A 16,807-nucleotide genomic window follows, 5' to 3' on the forward strand; every position below is an offset into this window, starting at 1 on the left:
ATGTTCATAGAAAGAAGCATTCAAATCAACGCCACGCCAGCTAAAGTTTGGGAGGTATTTACAAACCCTGAGGTGACCCGCCCGATAGGCGGCGAATATGTATCCGACTGGAAAGTGGGCAGTTCATTCGGCTGGAAAGGAACCGATGGCAACATGTATACGCATGGATCTATCCTGCAGATAGAACCCACCAAACTATTACAGCACAATCTTTTTAATCCGGAAGACGGGCATTCCGTCCTGTCTGTGATCACCTATACCTTACAGGATAATGGCGAAGCCACCACGCTTCTTGCGCGGGAAGACCTGGTATATGATATGTCCGGCAAAGAATATGAAGATGCTGTAACGGGCTGGGATGCTGCTTTACAGGCGGTGAAAGTTGTTGCGGAAGGGCTTTAACTCAAAGCCTTTCTCACAGCAGGCGCCACCTGTGTGCCATACAATTCAATAGCACGCAGTACTTTATCATGTGAAATATATCCCTTCACGATCTGTGCCAGGAAACGGGTATGTCCAAACAGCCCGTGCTGATAGATTATTTTCTCCGTGATCTCTTTTACACTCCCTACAAACAATGGTCCATCAGGCATCCGTAAATATTCAAACTGCTCCTGCGTCATCGGATGCCATCCTCTCTCCTGTCCCACCCTGTTCATGAGTATCTCATAAGAAGGATAGAATTCATCTGCCGCCTGTTCGGAATCTTCCGCCACATAGAATTGTGAATTGATCCCCAGCTGCAACTTCGTTACATCATGCCCTGCCTCCAAAGCAGCCTGGCGATACAGGTTAACGAAAGGAACAAACTCCGCAGGTTTGCCACCCAGTATAGCCACTGTCATCGGCAGATTTAATCTTCCTGCTCTCTTCGCAGAAGCAGGTGTGCCGCCAACTGCCAGCCAGATAGGTAATGCTTGTTGATAAGGTCTTGGATAGATACCGCGCTGCATAAAAGGCGCTCTGAATTTTCCCTTCCAGGAAATGATCTCACTTTCATTGATGCGCAGCAACATCTCCAGTTTTTCTGCAAACAGGTTATCATAATCATTCAGGCTGTAACCGAACAAGGGAAAGGATTCTGTAAAAGATCCCCTGCCCGCCATGATCTCTGCACGCCCGCCGGAAATAAGGTCCAGCGTAGCAAAGTTTTGAAATACCCTTACAGGATCTGCAGAGCTTAGCACTGTAACAGAACTGGAAAGACGAATGTTTTTAGTAACAGCTGCAATAGCGCCCAGTGCTACTTCCGGCGCAGAGATAATAAAATCCGGCCGGTGATGTTCTCCCAGCGCAAATACATCCAATCCCACTTCATCCGCCAGCTGTCCCTCTGCTATTACTTCCTGCATCCGCAAAAAAGATTCCGCAGCATGCCCTGATACACCCTCAGGTTTAACTTCTCCAAAAGTACTGATACCTAATTCCATCATAAGTTATGTATAAAAGCCAGCATGAAACCGGCTAAAAAATGATTCGCTTTTGTATTCACCGCATCTCCTAACAAGTAGTTATCATCATTAGGCTGATCAAAATTTACCGCCTGCAGATATTTATCCGTTTGCCCGTAGGCCAGGAGGAATCCCGCACGCAAATTATATTTCTTTCGCCGAAGATTAGCACCCAGCTGACAATGAAAATTATTCCATGCAGCAGTATACGGCGTAAATCCTGTACCATTCGTATATAAACTGTTATCCGCATAAGCAAAGTCTGTTCTGAAGGAACAGTACGTTGTAATATCTTCCTTTATGTTGTAACTGGCCCCCACCGCCACATTAAAAACAGCCCTCCGCACATCCTTCAACTTCAGCAGTGCAGACGTGATCACATTATTATTGCCTGTATCCGGCCGGAGAAAATATTCATTGCGCGGTGTGATGATGTTGTACTCTTTAATGCGAAAGAAATATTCCGCAGCCATATATACCTGCCCTTTGGCATGATCATACGCATACCCTGCTGCAAAACTCAGTGGCGTTTTCACTACCGGTTTTAATTTCGTTTGCCTTGTACTGGCCAGCACGTTAAATGGATCACCGGAATAAACATCCCTGATGTTGGCGATGGCAATATCACTCACCAATGTAGCCTGCCCGCCGATATGCAGCAAAGGAGAAGTTACCATTAATCCAACATGATGTTTATTATACTCATAAGCCAATCCTGCTTTTAACCGTGTACCAATGTGACTATAAGACACCTGGTAAAGCAACTCATTACTGGCCAGTCTCAAAGCATCACCACTGGTATTGTTGATCAATGCCCTTGATACAACATTCTCCGTATAATGCTGCCGGTAAGATGCCCCTTCTGCTGTAACACCCACCGCCCATCTGGCATTCAACCGAAAACCCGCACTCAGCAATGCCGTGCTTTCTTTGATCTGGTTCTGCAAAGTCAGCTGACCAATATAATATTCCGAACCCGGACTGTAAGAATCATGTAACACATTCATCTGCGCTTCATGCCGCTGGGAAGCAGAAAAATTAAGGATCGCAGCATTGATCAATGCATAAGAGATATATACCGGCTTTTTCTTCCCCAACATAACCGTACCCGTTAGCATCTGCGGCACACTGGAAGTATTCCTGGATAACAGATCCTTACCCGTTCCTGCCCCCGACTTTATTTTAATGGCATCCAGCTGGTAAATGCTGCCGCTGATAGACACTGCTTTCTTGTGAGATAAAGCCAGCAAAGCCGGATTATAGAACAACACCCCACTATCCTTATTATTAGCGATCACCGCGCCGGGCGCAAAAAAACCGCCGGGGCCGTAATAAGACGACCAGTAATTTGCATCCTGCGCATCTGCTCTTAACAGAGAACCAAGCAGTAAAAGGAGTAAAGTAGTGTGCTTCATAAGGGTAACCTGCTTACTAAATATAACAATTTTAACCCTTATCTGGAAAATTAACCTTATAATCACATACTTATAATATATAATTTATTGTATATTTAGGGCACCTATACCTACCACCCTATGCAGAGCAATCAACAATTACTCGCTGAAACCTACCAGGAAACGGTAGAAACAGAGATACACAACCTGGCAAAGATCAAAGACCAGCAGCCGGAAATGCCACGGATAGGCTCCCTTGAGCAGGTGAATGTGGTGAAAGCCTATTACGCCATGTTCCAGGAACAGGATTTTGACAAAGCCCGCCAGTACTTCTACAAAGCGGCCCTGTCCGGCGAGTACATGATCAAAAGATACAACTGGCGGTTCAACGGGGCCATCAATCTCATCGGATATGCCGTATTGAGTGACGACAGTGGTCTGATCAAACGGTACAGCCTCCTCCCGGACCATTATGCCAATGAACATTTACTGGCATATGCCTATAATAAAGCCATCCAGGATGTATTAACCGGCAAACGGCAGGACCTTGAAAAACAGATAGAAGTCATTAAAGCACAAACCGCTTTTGCAGCGTATCACGGATGTGCAGATGTATTTGAAGGATTGCTGCGGGACGACCAGCCTAAAGTGGAAGCCGGTCTGCTGAAGCTTATCAGAACACACGACGGGCGTAAATTCAGCGATCTGCAAAGCAGGTATTTTTCAACGGAAGCCGCGGTACTTACCAAACTGGCCTACCGCATAGGGATGTATGTGCAGATAGACAGTCCCCTGGTGCCACAAGCTATATTGCCGCTCAGGGAACTGCCTGAATATGATGGATACGAATTTTTTAAGGAATTATAACTTCACCCGTTTGCTGAGGAAGGCCAGGTATTTAGTGTCCTCTTCTGCAAAAAGCCCTTTACCGCCCATCCTGTAAGCTTTTAACAGGTGTTCCAGTGCTTTATCTTCCTGTTTCATTTCCAGGGAAGATTGCCCCAGCCTCATTTGATTGAACGAATTGAGCTTGCCTTCCTGGCTTTGAACCGCATCATGGAAATACTTTGCTGCATTCTCATAGTCGTCCAGCATGAAGTACATATTCCCGATACTGGAAAATAACCAGGTACCGGCTTCCCATTCATGTTTTGGCTCTGGTACCAGCTCCAGCGCCTCCTTGAACTTCCCGATCGCAGCAGCATATTCCTCATCATCCGCAAAATCATTTCCCAGCTCGGAGATCAGTTCTACCTGTTCATAAATTTCGTCCTTTAAAATCTTTGCAGCCATTTGAATCCACTTTTTGATTATTGGGCCAAATCTACTTCATATTTTTTTGTCTTCCATCCCTCAGGTGAGTCCTTCTTCAGGCATACTTGTTCTTAAGGCTTAAATAAGCCGTAGATAAGCCGTCTCTTTAAGGGACGACTTATCTACGGCTTATATACGGGTTATATACGACTTATATACGGCTTATCTCTTCTAAATCAATGAGAAGGGATTATAAATAACCGGGTTATCAATATTATTATAATAGTATTTATTTTGAATTTAGGATCAGATAGTTATATTTGTCGGTAAATAAATCATCCCTTACCACAATGAAAAAGCTCCTTTTCCTGGCATTTGCCACCCTTGGTGTATCTAATGCCTTTTCCCAAAGTTTTATGCATGGCGCTGGCGTCGGGATCTATGTTGATAAAGTGGAGAATATGGATGCCAGGCTTTCTTTCGCCTTTACTTATTCCCCCCGTTTTAATTTCGTGGAAACGGAATCCATGTCTGTTTCTGTTGGTATCCCCATCAGTCTTGGTTTTTCCGGCAGCTATAACTATAGCTATAATTCCCGCGACGATTATGGTTATGGCAATGAAACCAACACCCTTGGTTTCATGTTCAATGCTCCGTTGATGGTAAATCTTAACCTGGGTGCAGGTTCTACAAAAGCTAACAGGAAACGTATCGGATATTTTGTAGGTGGCGGATTTGGATATCATTACAGCGCGTCTACAGATGCGGAATATTATGATGAAAATGGAGACCTGGCTACTACTCACCAGGAAGGAAGCGCTACAGGCCCTGCTGCCAATGCCGGGATGCGTATCCGTGTAGGTGGTGGTGGTAAAGCAGTAGAAGCAAGACTATCTTATTTCAAAGGCATATCTGGTAGTAAGCTTAGCCTTTATGGCATGGGAGCTGCCTTCAATTTTTAATTTTAACCTGCAACTGTACATCGTCCACAAACAAAGAAGCAAGTCCGTTGAGACTTGCTTCCTTCTTTTATATACTTTCTGCCCTGCCCGCTACAAATCGAAGAATTGCCGCGTTCGGTTGACCCGGAGATCCCGCAGGATACCGGCCTTTGGATTGATCGTAATACTGAATTGACGGTAACTTCCGAACGGCACCAGGTTGATGCTCATCTGCCAGCAGTGCAGGTCGCGCGAAATGGTAAGATTGGTATAAGAGATCTGTTTCAGCCGGAAATCAAAACCGCTGGAAACAATGATCTTCCACTTCGGCGTAAGACTGAAGTCCCCGTTAAAACCAAGGAATTGCTGGAAGATGGTGGTATCACGCAAACGGTCTATTGTCCGGCCGCGGGTGTAGTTCAAACTATAAGAAAGGTCCAGCCGCCAGGGAATATCAAAATCCACATAATCTCCCGGGTTGCTGCGCATCATTTCCATTTGCCGGCGTTTCTCTTCCAGCGCAGCATCCAGCGGTACATCCCCATTTTCTTCTTCCTCTTTCTTTTTCGCCTCTTTCTCCTTGCTCTTTTTATCCTGGCTCTGGAAAGAAGTACTGATGGCTATATTCGCCTGTGTTAAACGGCCTACACTAAAGTTTCCGCCCTGCCAGGTATATTTATCTTTACGTATGCCCACACTATCCAGCTGGTAAGGATCTAAAGTACCACCAAAGGAAATATTCACTTTATCAAACAGGTTGGTACGGGCATTCAGTGAGAAAGGGCTCAGCTTGAAAGAATCTGCTACCAGGTTATAACTGCTGCTCACCCCAAAACCATCCAGGATCTTGATCTTGCGAAAGCCCGAAGTATCTTTCTTAGATCTCACCTTCATTTCCAGGTTATTATCCAAACCGAAAGTTAAACCTGCAAAGGTTTGTGACGCCGAAGGGCCAAACGGCGCTCCATCGTAATAAGAGAACCTTTGATATCTGTCAAGGTTACCTGCACTGTCTACGTGAGAAGGCTCCATGTAATAATCCTTACTGGCCAGGTCAGGCGAATAGCTGATCCCGAGGTTCGGACGCATCACGTGGCGGATGGCTTGTACAGTAGAATTCTTATTCCTGAAGCTATACATACCATAAATGGCGGTAGCCAGAGAAGCACCGGTAGACATAGCACTGCTTCTGAAAAAGCCGTCCGTATAGCTGGTATCGTATTTTTCCCCTTCCGGATTATACTTCAACCGCAACTGGCGAATGTACCATTTCTCCGTATAGTTGATGCTGGGAGATAAGGTAATGTTCTTAGTCATCGGTATAGATAAGGTAATCGGGATCTGGTGCTGCATACCTGCCTGCAGATTATCAAACATGGCAGGTTTACCAAAAGTAGTATCAATAAAACTGATGTTATTCCGGAGCAGGGCATTGTAACTCACCCCTATCTTTTCATACCAGCGGGGCGTACCGGCCATCTCTTTTGCCTGGAAAGGATATAATGTATTTACGTTAAAAGATCCATCCGGGAAGTTCACATTCACCTGCCGGGTTAAGTTATTCTGGCTGTGGTTGAGCGCCAATGTTAAGTTATAAGGTTTCCCCTGCCAGCTTTTGGAATAGTTGATAGAAGAACTCATGTTATTATTGAGCCGCGTGGCCGCATCCGTTACATTAAACTGGTTGTAGGTAGTGGTACCAAAGTTCACACTGGCCCCGAAATTGGTTCCGGGCCTTGCCTTGCCGTCCATACTATGGCTCCAGGTTACCCTGAAGTCACGGGAGCGGGTGAATTCCGATTTTATTTCCGGATCGCCACTGCGCGTATTGGCAATAGCCAGGTTGAACCCGCCATTATATTTATACCGCTTCCGGTAAGTAGGACTCAAAGTAAGTCCCCAGCTTCCGTAGGAATATACATCTCCCCTCACTGTAAGGTCCAGGTATTCTCCCAATCCAAAATAATATCCTCCGTTCTCCAGGCCAATACCCTTTTGCTGGTTCACCACATATTGCGGTGGCAGCAAACCGGTACGCTGCCCGTTGCTGAGCGGGAAAATGGCAAATGGTATAAATAAAGGAGTGGGAATACCTTCAATTTCCAGGTTAGCCGGGCCGGACACGATCAGTTTATCAGGGATCACCTTGATCTTGCGTGCCCTGAAAGCAAAGTGCGGCGTATCCAGGTTACAGGTGGTATATCCGTTCCTGAATCCGAAAACCGTATTGTCCGGCTGCTTCTTCACCTTTACACTGCTCACAAATCCTTCTCCGTATTGTGCACGGGTCTGGTAGATCATGGCTTTGCCGGAGTTGAAATTGTACTGTACGGAGTCCATATCAGAACTGGTGGTACCATCATTCAATACCGCCTTGTCGATAGGTACACCCGCAGTATCCACCCCCATCCGGGAAGTAAGGATCCCCGTCTGCTGGTTAAAATCCATGGTATTACCCGTTAGCTGTGTAGGGCCATACTTTACATCCGCTTTATTATAAAGACGGAATTCTTTCTTCTTCACAAACATCACGATAGAGTCCTGCGCCTTATAAAATACAGGAGCGGTAAGACTATCCTTGGATAATTTAACGTTAGGTATAGTATCAGTAACCACGGAAGCACTATCCCGTAAAGTGAGGGAGTCTACTGCGTTTATGGGCGGAATACTATCTTTCTCCCGCTTTATCACGGGACGTGTAGTATCTTTCGCTTTGCCGGAGGTATCCGTCCACTGATCTTTAGACGGAAATTTCACAGCATGTGGTTTAGGAACCGTGTCTGTGAAAATTTTGTTAAAGTAATGAGCTGGAAGTGCCGATGCGCGGGCATATGCGTCTATAAACAAGGGCGAGGCCAATATTAATAGCAGAATCAAAGGCAGGAATACCCGCCTTAAAATGTTTTTATAATTATTTTTGCAGAGAGGGTCCATGTGTTAAGCGGGCACAAACCTACATGATTTTATACAAATTATTAAATAGAACGGTAAGTGCCTGAAAAGGGATAATGCCGGAGAAGGGCTGAAAAGCGTGTTTCATATGAGTATTAAATTATTGTGTACGAAGAACAGGAACCTTTGCCAAATTGAATACAACCCATTAAAATAAATTGTTGACATGCGCTGGAAAAGAGTTTTATTTTCAGGACTAGGCATAGGCCTTATCTATACCTTGTTCATTCATGCAAAAACTACACCGGATTCTCCTGTTCAGGATAAACCTATCCGTACGATCGTGATCGATGCCGGCCATGGTGGAAGTGATCCCGGTGCAAAAGGAAATTATTCACACGAAAAAGATATTGCCCTGGACGTTGCCCTGAAGCTGGGCAAGATCCTCGAAGAAGCCCTGCCTGATGTAAAAATAGTGTACACCCGTAAAACAGACCGTTTTGATGATGTGCACCGCAAAGCAGCCATTGCCAATGAAGCACAGGGTGACTTATTCATCTCTATTCACTGTAACGCCGCCGGAGACCTTTCCAGGGTAGTGGGTTATAAAACACAGACTTACAGGAACAAAAAGAAAAAGAAGGTGACCCGGAAAGTGGCCATCTATGAAAAATATCCTAACCCTGCCAAGGGCACGGAAACGTATGTATGGGCTACCAGTAAGAATAACGCTAAAACAGAATCCCTGCGCAATAACTCTGTGGTGGTGTTTGATGCTAATTCTGAAGAAACAAAGGAACTGATGGCCAACTCAGATCCGGAAACACTGATCATGCTCAATACCCTCCGCAACGTGTATTTCGATCAAAGCCTGCGCCTCAGCACACTGGTGGAAGATGAATTCACCCGTGTAGGCCGTATCAGCAGAGGCGCCCGCCAACGGAACGATAAAGGTATCCTGGTGCTCCACGCCACTGCTATGCCCAGCGTACTGGTGGAATTAGGCTTTATCAGCAACCCGGAAGAAGAGAACTATCTCAATTCAGCAGACGGCCAGTCTGAAATGGCCAATTGCATTGCCCGTGCCGTAAAAAGATATAAAGACGAACTGGAAAGAGTATATAAATCATCCGAAACAGGCCGTAAGGCTGCTCCGGTAGAAACACCTGTACAAGTTCCCGTGCAACAGCCTGCTGTGCAAAATATAGCCACCTCCGTTAGCGTGAAAACGGAGCCCACCCCTCCCGCTGCAGATCCCTCTACCCATTATAAGGTACAACTGATGATCTCAGAAAAGCTCTATGCCCGGGGATCTACCATGTTCCAGAAACTGGATGGTACCATCGAAAGAGAAGACCTCAAACAAGGAAAGAAAAAAGTACACAAATATACCTGGGGAAGCTTCCGCACAGAAGCAGAAGCCCATGCTGCCGTATACAAAGCCAAGAAACAGGGCTTTAAAGACGCTTTTGTTGTAACTTACAAGAACGGCGAACGGGTTGACCTCTAGCCTTAATTGGCCCACCTTTTGCATGAATTATGTTTTCCTACGACTGCCACACCGTTGTTTTTATCTATTTTTGCACGAACCATACTATATCTCGATGCTTAAAATGTCCAATGAAACGAAAGTAGGCATTCTGGCCGCCGCCGGCATTGTATTACTGGTACTCGGTTTTAATCTCCTGAAAGGACGGAGCTTGTTTTCGAATAAAAAGATCATTTACGCTGTATATACACAGGTAAACGGGTTGCAACCTGCTAATGCGGTGATGGTCAATGGCCTCACTGTGGGTAATGTGCAGAGCCTGGAAGTGATGGATCAACGTGCAGGAAGGATCCTGGTAACCCTTCAGATCAGTAAAAAGATCGAGATCCCTAAAAATTCTGTGGCACGCATCAGCTCAGACCTGTTAGGTACCCGTAAAGTGGAGATCGATTTCGGTAATACGAATGAATACCTGAAAAATAAAGATACCATATATGCAGATGTGGAAGGCTCTATCACAGATGCGCTCAAGGAACAATTGAGCCCACTGGTAAAGAAACTGGAAACCACCCTCGGCGCAGTAGATACCCTCCTTCTCACCGTCAACTCAATATTTGACACGACCACAAAACATAATATCCGTGGCACAGTGGCTGGCCTGAATACTACCATGGCCCATCTTTCCGACGCTTCGCACTCCCTTACCGGTATGCTGAAAGAAGATGGAAAGATAGGCAGCACCTTCAGCAACTTTGAAGCGGTATCCGCTAACCTGAAGGATAACAATGACAAGATCTCTAACATCCTCACCAATTTTGATAAAGCATCCGGCACGCTGGCTAACGGTACGCTGGATACTGCTATGAATCAACTGCGCTTCACCGTTACCCGCCTGAACGACATGGTAGCCAAAGTGAATAGCAAAGACGGTTCCCTCGGTATGCTGATCAATGACAAAAAAGTGTACAACAACCTCCAGGCATCTGTTGGCAGCCTCAATAAACTGCTGGAAGACCTTCGGTATAATCCTTGGAGATATGTGCACCTGAGTGTATTTGGCAGAAAAAACAAAGTGGTGCCCATCCCTTCTGATACGGCGCAATATCTACAATAACAAACATGTTAAAAGCATTACGATACGGCCTTATTCTGCTGGCAGGGATTGGGGTGACCACGCTAATGGCAGCAAACAGCCGTCTGCATCAACCCACCGTTTCTTCAACTACCTATACATCTTTTCAGGAGGATACCACAAAAAAGATCCACATCATTAATGCGGATACCATGTCCCTGATCACCAAAGACAGCGTGAACGAAAGACGTTTCCGTGGTCATGTGGTCTTCCGCCAGAGCACCAGCATTTTGAATTGCGACAGTGCAGTCTTTAACCAGGCAAAGAACGAGATCGAAGCCTGGGGCCATGTGCATATTAACCAGGATGATAGCATCCACACCTATTCTGATTACCTCATTTATATGGGTAATACCCGTATAGCTACCCTGATCGGCAACGCTAAACTCACAGATAATAAAATAGTGCTCACCAGCCCGGAGATCCAGTATGATATGAATACCAAGATCGGTACTTATACCAGATCAGGTAAACTGGTGAATGGAAAATCTGTGTTAACCAGCCAGGAAGGTTTCTATTACGCAGACACAAAAGATGTATACTTTAAGAAAGATGTAGTGATCGTGGATCCCGGATTCACCCTCAGTACAGATACCCTCTTATATAACTCTACTACCAAAATAGCCACCATCCTCGCTCCTACCACCATCAACGATGGAAAGATGACGATGTATGTAACAGATGGTTATTATAATACAGACGTGGGATACGGCAGCTTCGCCAAACGCCCTATCATTGAAGACAGTACCAATACTTTTACGGCCAACGAAATACAAACAGATAAAGCTACCGGCATCTCTGTTGCCACCGGCGATATGATCTGGCGGGATACAGCACAGAAAATGTCCCTGCTGGCCAACTACGGTATCGTGAATCAATTCACTAAAACGGTGCTGGCTACACGCAAACCGGTGATGCTGCTGGAAGGTAAAACAGATACCCTGTTCGTAGCAGCAGATACCTTGTTCTCCGGGGTCATTAAAGCGGATTCCACTTTAGCAGACAGTGCTTTAATCGTGACTGACTCTACCGCTTCGGCCAATAAAAAAGATACCACCGAGAAAAGGTTCATCATTGCTTATAATCATGTAAAGATCTTTTCCGACTCCCTCCAGGGTGTGGCAGACAGTGTATATTATTCCAGCGTGGATTCCATTTTCCGCCTTTACCAGGACCCGGTGCTCTGGGCCAATGGCAACCAGCTCACCGGCGATACCATCTTCCTCTTCACCAAAAACCAGAAGGCAGACAAGTTACTGCTGGACCAGCATGCATTGATCATCAATGAAGTGGGTCCCGGCATGTACAACCAGGTAAAAGGAAACACCGTACTCGGTTTCTTTGGAGAAGAAAAACTGGATTCCATGTATGTGAATGGCAACGCAGAGAATATCTACTACGTGCAGGACGATGATAGCGCCTTTATCAGTATCAACCGGCTGCTATCTGCTGCTACCCATATTTACTTCACCAATGGAGAGCTGGAAAGGATCGTATTCCTGAAAGAAGCAGAAGCTGTCATGTACCCCTTCACCCAAATGCCGGAAGAACAAAAGAAGTTAGAAGGTTTTAAATGGGTGATCAACCGTAAGCCGAAATCGAAATATGAGCTGATTGGTCAATAGTTTTTAAAACATACTGCATGAATCCTGGGAGCTTTAAGAATAAGTTGCTGTCACCTATTTTTCAATTCCTGCACGATAGTCGCGCTGTAGGCATTGTACTGATAGCATGTACTATTATCTCCCTCGTCATTGCTAACTCTCCCTGGCAGGATGCCTACACGGGTTTCTTCAATACCCTCTTTGATCCCGCCGGAGGGCATCATTATGATTATAGAGGATTACACCTGCCCAATTCATGGCTGCTTTGGATCAACGATGGCTTTATGGTGGTGTTCTTTTTCCTGGTAGGCCTGGAAATAAAACGGGAACTCACTACCGGAGAACTGGCTTCTTTCAAACAATCCCTCCTGCCCATCCTCGCAGCATTAGGTGGCATGGCAGCGCCTGCCTTCATCTATTTCCTTTTTAATGGCAGCACGCCTTATGCACATGGCTGGGGAATCCCCATGGCTACAGACATTGCCTTTTCACTGGGCATACTTTCCCTCTTAGGCAAACGTGTGCCGCTCAGCCTGAAGATATTCTTAACCGCACTGGCCATCATAGATGACCTGGGCGCCATTTTGGCCATCGCTATTTTTTATACGGAACATCTCCAGATGCTGTACCTCTATATTGGCGCAGGTATATTTGCTTTGTTACTGCTCATGAATTATTTCAAGGTGCAGCGTTTGCTCCTTTACCTGATCCCCGGTGTGGTACTTTGGTACTGTATCTTCAATTCAGGTATCCATGCTACCATTGCAGGTGTTCTGCTGGCTTTCTGCATTCCGTTGAATAAGATACACACCCTGGAACATAACCTGCATGATCCCGTGAACTTTCTTATCATGCCCATCTTTGCACTGGCCAATACAGCCATAGAATTTCCGGCGGACCTATTGGCAGCATTTTCCCATTCCGTAAGCTTTGGGATCATCGCGGGACTGGTACTAGGCAAACCTTTGGGCATTTTCCTCTTCTGTTTTATAGCTGTAAAAATGAAGCTGGCCAATTTGCCTGCCAACACAAGCTGGAAACAGGTATGGGGGGTAGGCATGATCGCAGGCGTCGGGTTTACGATGAGTATATTTATAGCCACTTTAGCTTTCAAACCTGTTGATATACAGGTAGTCTCAGTGATGTCAGTGATACTGGCTTCCCTGCTGGCCGGTGTAGCAGGATTTATATTTTTAAGGGTCATCAATAAACCTTTATAATAAATCTGCTGAATAGCCGTTTTTCTCTGTGTTTCCCTACTGTATTCATTTGGCATTGTTATTGCAAATACTTAAGAGCATGAGATATCGCATCATTGCTGCCTTTATCATATTGTGTTTTGCGCAGGGCGTAAAAGCACAACAGGCAGCCGGACAAATAGAAGCAGGTGTAAGGTTGGGGTTGCCATTAGGCGTAACCGGAAGATATTTTCTAACAGACCGTTCTGCCGTAGAGGGCATCTTTGGATTGTATAATACGAGAGCTTCACTAACAGCTTTGTATCAATATCATTTTGACCTCTCAGCGTTGACCACACCGGGCTTAGGCTGGTATATCGGTGGCGGTGCACACATCGGTGGAAGGGAGATCAATGGCGATAAAAAGTTCTATGCAGGTGTGGATGGATTGGCAGGATTGAATTATTCTTTCTCCAATATCCCTCTCAACCTCAGCCTGGACTGGAAACCAGCCGTACATTTTAATACCCCTTCTGAGCTTGCGGACTTTGGCGTTTCCGCACGTTACATATTCGGAAGGACTAAAAAATAGTTTAAACAAAGACGACTATATGAAAAGGATCCTGTTACTCTTCGGAGTACTTTCTTTGATGGCTATCCAGGCAAGCGCCCAACGTGGTGGAAGTCCTGGAGATTACAAAACCGCTATTGGTGTAAGGGTTAATCCCTGGATCATCGGTTTCACCGCAAAGCATTTTATTCAAGGACCACATGCAATTGAAGGAATTGTAAGCCATTATTTTGGAAGTGGCGATCGTGATGTAACGAATGTAACATTAACCGGCTTGTATGAATACACCTGGAATGTTTTCGGTAAATCAGAGTGGAATATGTATGCCGGCGGTGGTGCACACGTTGGCTTTTGGAGAGATCGTTATTATGACAACAACGGCAGAAAGGAATACGATACTGAAGCCAATGTAGGGCTGGATGGCATCTTTGGTGTGGAATACACTTTCAAGAAGATTCCGCTGAACCTGAGCGGCGACATCAAGCCATTCTTCAACTTCAATGGTGGCCATGATTTCATCGGGGAGCAACTGCTGGGTGTTTCTGCGCGGTATACGTTCTAAAGTTATTTGATAGAGAGCCCTCTGTTTGACGGGGGGCTTTTTTTGTTTAAGTTTTTTTTGAAAAAAGTTATTGCTTCCTGCTTTTAATTCCTTAAGAAAAAAATCCCCCATAGACTTTTTGCTTTTGAGGCTTGCATCCCCTGCTTTTATCTCCATAGACTTTTTGCTTTAGAGGCTTACATCCCCTGCTTTTACTTCCATAGACTTTTTGCTTTAGAGGCCTGCATCCCCTGCTTTTATTTCCATAGACTTTTTGCTTTAGAGGCCTGCATCCCCTGCTTTTATCTCCATAGACTTTTTGCTTTAGAGGCTTACATCCCCTGCTTTTACTTCCATAGACTTTTTGCTTTAGAGGCCTGCATCCCCTCCTTTTATTTCCTTAAAAAAAATCTCCCCATAGACTCTTTGCTTTAGAGGCTTGCATCCCCTACTTTTATTTCCTTAAAAAAAATCCCCCCATAGACTCTTTGCTTTAGAGGCTTGCATTCCCTACTTTTATTTCCTTAAAAAAAATCCCCCCATAGACTCTTTGCTTTAGAGGCTTGCATTCCATGCTTTTACTTACTTAATAAAAAAATCCCCCTATAGACTCTTTGCTTTAGAGGCCTGCATTCCATGCTTTTACTTAATAAAAAAATCCCCCCTAGACTCTTTGCTTTAGAGGCCTGTCCCCCCGTTAAGGGCTTTTTGCTTTTAAAGATTTATATTTATCACCGATATGAAAGTCCTCTCAGCACAACAGATCCGTGAAGCAGACGCTTACACCATAACACACGAACCCATCAGCAGCGTACTACTGATGGAACGAGCCGCTGCTGAATGCGCCGGATGGATGGTACATACTTTCGGAGAAGCACCCCCACCCTTTTACGTATTCTGCGGCATGGGAAATAACGGCGGAGACGGATTAGTGATAGCCAGATTATTAAGAGATCAGGGCTATAACGTACATGCCTATATGGTGCATCATAAAGACACCGCATCTCCTGATAACCTAGCCAACCAACCCTACGTACAGGACATCCAGCCCATCTACTCCCTCGCAGATTTCCCCACCATGGAAGCACCAGGAGTAGTAGTAGATGCCATCTTCGGAACCGGTCTCTCCCACCCCGTTGAAGGCTGGGTAGCATTACTCCTCCATAAACTAAACGACGGTAAACACACCATCGTATCAATAGACATGCCTTCAGGACTCATGGCAGACACCGCCACACACCATGCCCCCTGCGTCCATGCAAATTATACACTTAGCTTTCAGTTCTATAAACTCGCGTTCTTATTACCGGAAAACGCCGCCCGCGTAGGCCAGGCAGTGATCCTGCCCATCGGTTTACACCCTGATTTCATCAACCACGTTGAAACAAAGTACCACGTGGTGGACCCGGGGATCATTAAAACCATCTATCAGCCCCGCGATCCCTTTGCCCATAAAGGCACGTACGGTCATGCACTCCTGGTAGCCGGCAGTTATGGTAAGATGGGAGCGGCAATTTTGGCCGCCAGGGCGTGTTTGCGCGCAGGCGCAGGTTTACTCACCGTACATATTCCCCAACGCGGTTATGATATAATACAAACCGCCGTTCCGGAAGCTATGTGCGAAACCGAAGACCAGTCAACCTTCAGCGCTCATTTCCACGAGCCCTTCAAACATCACCAGGCACCCGATTATGCCACTATCGGCATTGGTCCCGGATTAGGCACTGCCCCCGCAACCGCAAAGGCTTTGGAGAAACTCCTGGAGATCTATCACAAACCCATGGTGCTCGATGCGGATGCCCTGAATATGATCAGTGAATACCCTTTCCTGCAGCAAAAACTCCGTAAAGACTCGATCCTTACCCCGCATCCGAAAGAGTTTGAAAGATTATTCGGGCCTACAGAAGATCAATTTGAAAGGTTACAACTCCTTTCCGCCAAAGCCGTGGAATTGCAGGTATATATCCTGCTCAAAGGCAGATTCAGTGCCATGGCCTGTCCGGATGGGTCTATTTACTTCAATCCTACCGGTAATCCCGGAATGGCCACTGCCGGCAGCGGAGATGTGCTTACAGGCATTTTAACCGGCCTTTTATCCCAGGGATATGCCCCTAAAGCCGCGCTCCTGCTAGGTGCATGGCTCCATGGCCTTGCCGGGGACCTCGCCTCAGACGATATTTCAGAAGAATCCCTCATTGCGGAAGATATTATCAATTATCTTGGACAAGCCTACCTCCAACTGCGTAAGTAAGCCTTGACACCCTAACTATATTATTAATCAGCACAATATGTTGAAGCACTAGTAAAATAAAACCTAATACATTATCTTCGTCAACCTTGTAATTTTTAAAAGGCTTATA

General features: G+C 45.7%; 14 protein-coding genes. 10 read left to right on the forward strand and 4 right to left on the reverse strand.

Annotation, left to right across the window (positions count from 1 at the left end; genetic code table 11):
- Entirely contained in the window at nucleotides 1–402 is a 402-nt protein-coding gene (locus tag GFS24_RS10575) for an SRPBCC domain-containing protein (RefSeq protein WP_153659528.1), read from the forward strand.
- Here the strand turns inward: GFS24_RS10575 and GFS24_RS10580 are convergent.
- On the reverse strand, nucleotides 399–1,433 hold the full coding sequence (locus GFS24_RS10580; protein ID WP_253906430.1) for an Atu2307/SP_0267 family LLM class monooxygenase: 1,035 nt from the start codon (nucleotides 1,431–1,433) through the stop codon (nucleotides 399–401). The genes GFS24_RS10575 and GFS24_RS10580 overlap by 4 nt on opposite strands.
- Nucleotides 1,430–2,866, reverse strand: coding sequence for a hypothetical protein (locus tag GFS24_RS10585; RefSeq protein ID WP_153659529.1), 1,437 nt, complete (start codon nucleotides 2,864–2,866; stop codon nucleotides 1,430–1,432). The genes GFS24_RS10580 and GFS24_RS10585 overlap by 4 nt, the downstream gene beginning before the upstream one ends.
- Nucleotides 2,867–2,986: 120 nt before the next feature.
- Here GFS24_RS10585 and GFS24_RS10590 point away from each other — a divergent pair, with 120 nt between their 5' ends.
- Nucleotides 2,987–3,712: an Imm49 family immunity protein gene (locus tag GFS24_RS10590; RefSeq protein WP_153659530.1), complete on the forward strand. Its 726-nt coding sequence runs from the start codon at nucleotides 2,987–2,989 to the stop codon at nucleotides 3,710–3,712.
- Here GFS24_RS10590 and GFS24_RS10595 read toward each other — a convergent pair.
- Nucleotides 3,707–4,138: a tol-pal system YbgF family protein gene (locus GFS24_RS10595; protein ID WP_153659531.1), complete on the reverse strand. Its 432-nt coding sequence runs from the start codon at nucleotides 4,136–4,138 to the stop codon at nucleotides 3,707–3,709. The two genes, GFS24_RS10590 and GFS24_RS10595, sit on opposite strands and share 6 nt — an antisense overlap.
- 311 nt (nucleotides 4,139–4,449) lie before the next feature.
- On the opposite strand from GFS24_RS10595, the gene GFS24_RS10600 reads away from it, so the two are divergent.
- The gene (locus GFS24_RS10600) at nucleotides 4,450–5,061 is read left to right on the forward strand and encodes a hypothetical protein (protein ID WP_153659532.1); all 612 of its coding nucleotides are present in this window, start codon (nucleotides 4,450–4,452) and stop codon (nucleotides 5,059–5,061) included.
- Nucleotides 5,062–5,151: 90 nt separating this feature from the next.
- Here the strand turns inward: GFS24_RS10600 and GFS24_RS10605 are convergent, their stop codons facing one another.
- Nucleotides 5,152–7,797 carry a putative LPS assembly protein LptD gene (locus tag GFS24_RS10605; protein ID WP_153659533.1) on the reverse strand — a complete coding sequence of 882 codons (2,646 nt, stop codon included), beginning with the start codon at nucleotides 7,795–7,797 and terminating at the stop codon, nucleotides 5,152–5,154.
- 361 nt (nucleotides 7,798–8,158) lie between these two features.
- Here GFS24_RS10605 and GFS24_RS10610 point away from each other — a divergent pair, with 361 nt between their 5' ends.
- From GFS24_RS10610 to GFS24_RS10640, 7 genes are all read left to right on the forward strand, one after another.
- Nucleotides 8,159–9,442, forward strand: a complete 1,284-nt coding sequence (locus tag GFS24_RS10610) for an N-acetylmuramoyl-L-alanine amidase (protein WP_153659534.1) — start codon at nucleotides 8,159–8,161, stop codon at nucleotides 9,440–9,442.
- Between the two features lie 94 nt (nucleotides 9,443–9,536).
- Complete coding sequence (locus GFS24_RS10615; protein WP_173003039.1) at nucleotides 9,537–10,535, forward strand: MlaD family protein; 999 nt, start codon at nucleotides 9,537–9,539, stop codon at nucleotides 10,533–10,535.
- 5 nt (nucleotides 10,536–10,540) lie between these two features.
- The gene (locus tag GFS24_RS10620) at nucleotides 10,541–12,178 is read left to right on the forward strand and encodes an OstA-like protein (RefSeq protein ID WP_153659536.1); all 1,638 of its coding nucleotides are present in this window, start codon (nucleotides 10,541–10,543) and stop codon (nucleotides 12,176–12,178) included.
- Between the two features lie 17 nt (nucleotides 12,179–12,195).
- A complete protein-coding gene (nhaA, locus tag GFS24_RS10625) occupies nucleotides 12,196–13,377 on the forward strand; it encodes a Na+/H+ antiporter NhaA (RefSeq protein WP_153659537.1) in 1,182 nt (393 codons plus the stop codon).
- Nucleotides 13,378–13,456: 79 nt separating this feature from the next.
- Complete coding sequence (locus GFS24_RS10630) at nucleotides 13,457–13,927, forward strand: hypothetical protein (protein WP_153659538.1); 471 nt, start codon at nucleotides 13,457–13,459, stop codon at nucleotides 13,925–13,927.
- Nucleotides 13,928–13,946: 19 nt separating this feature from the next.
- Entirely contained in the window at nucleotides 13,947–14,468 is a 522-nt protein-coding gene (locus GFS24_RS10635) for a hypothetical protein (protein WP_153659539.1), read from the forward strand.
- 718 nt (nucleotides 14,469–15,186) lie between these two features.
- Nucleotides 15,187–16,698 (forward strand): NAD(P)H-hydrate dehydratase, encoded by a 1,512-nt coding sequence (locus tag GFS24_RS10640; protein WP_153659540.1) that lies wholly within the window; start codon nucleotides 15,187–15,189, stop codon nucleotides 16,696–16,698.
- Nucleotides 16,699–16,807 lie beyond the last annotated feature (109 nt).

This window comes from Chitinophaga sp. SYP-B3965 (assembly GCF_009647655.1).
Lineage (GTDB): Bacteria > Bacteroidota > Bacteroidia > Chitinophagales > Chitinophagaceae > Chitinophaga.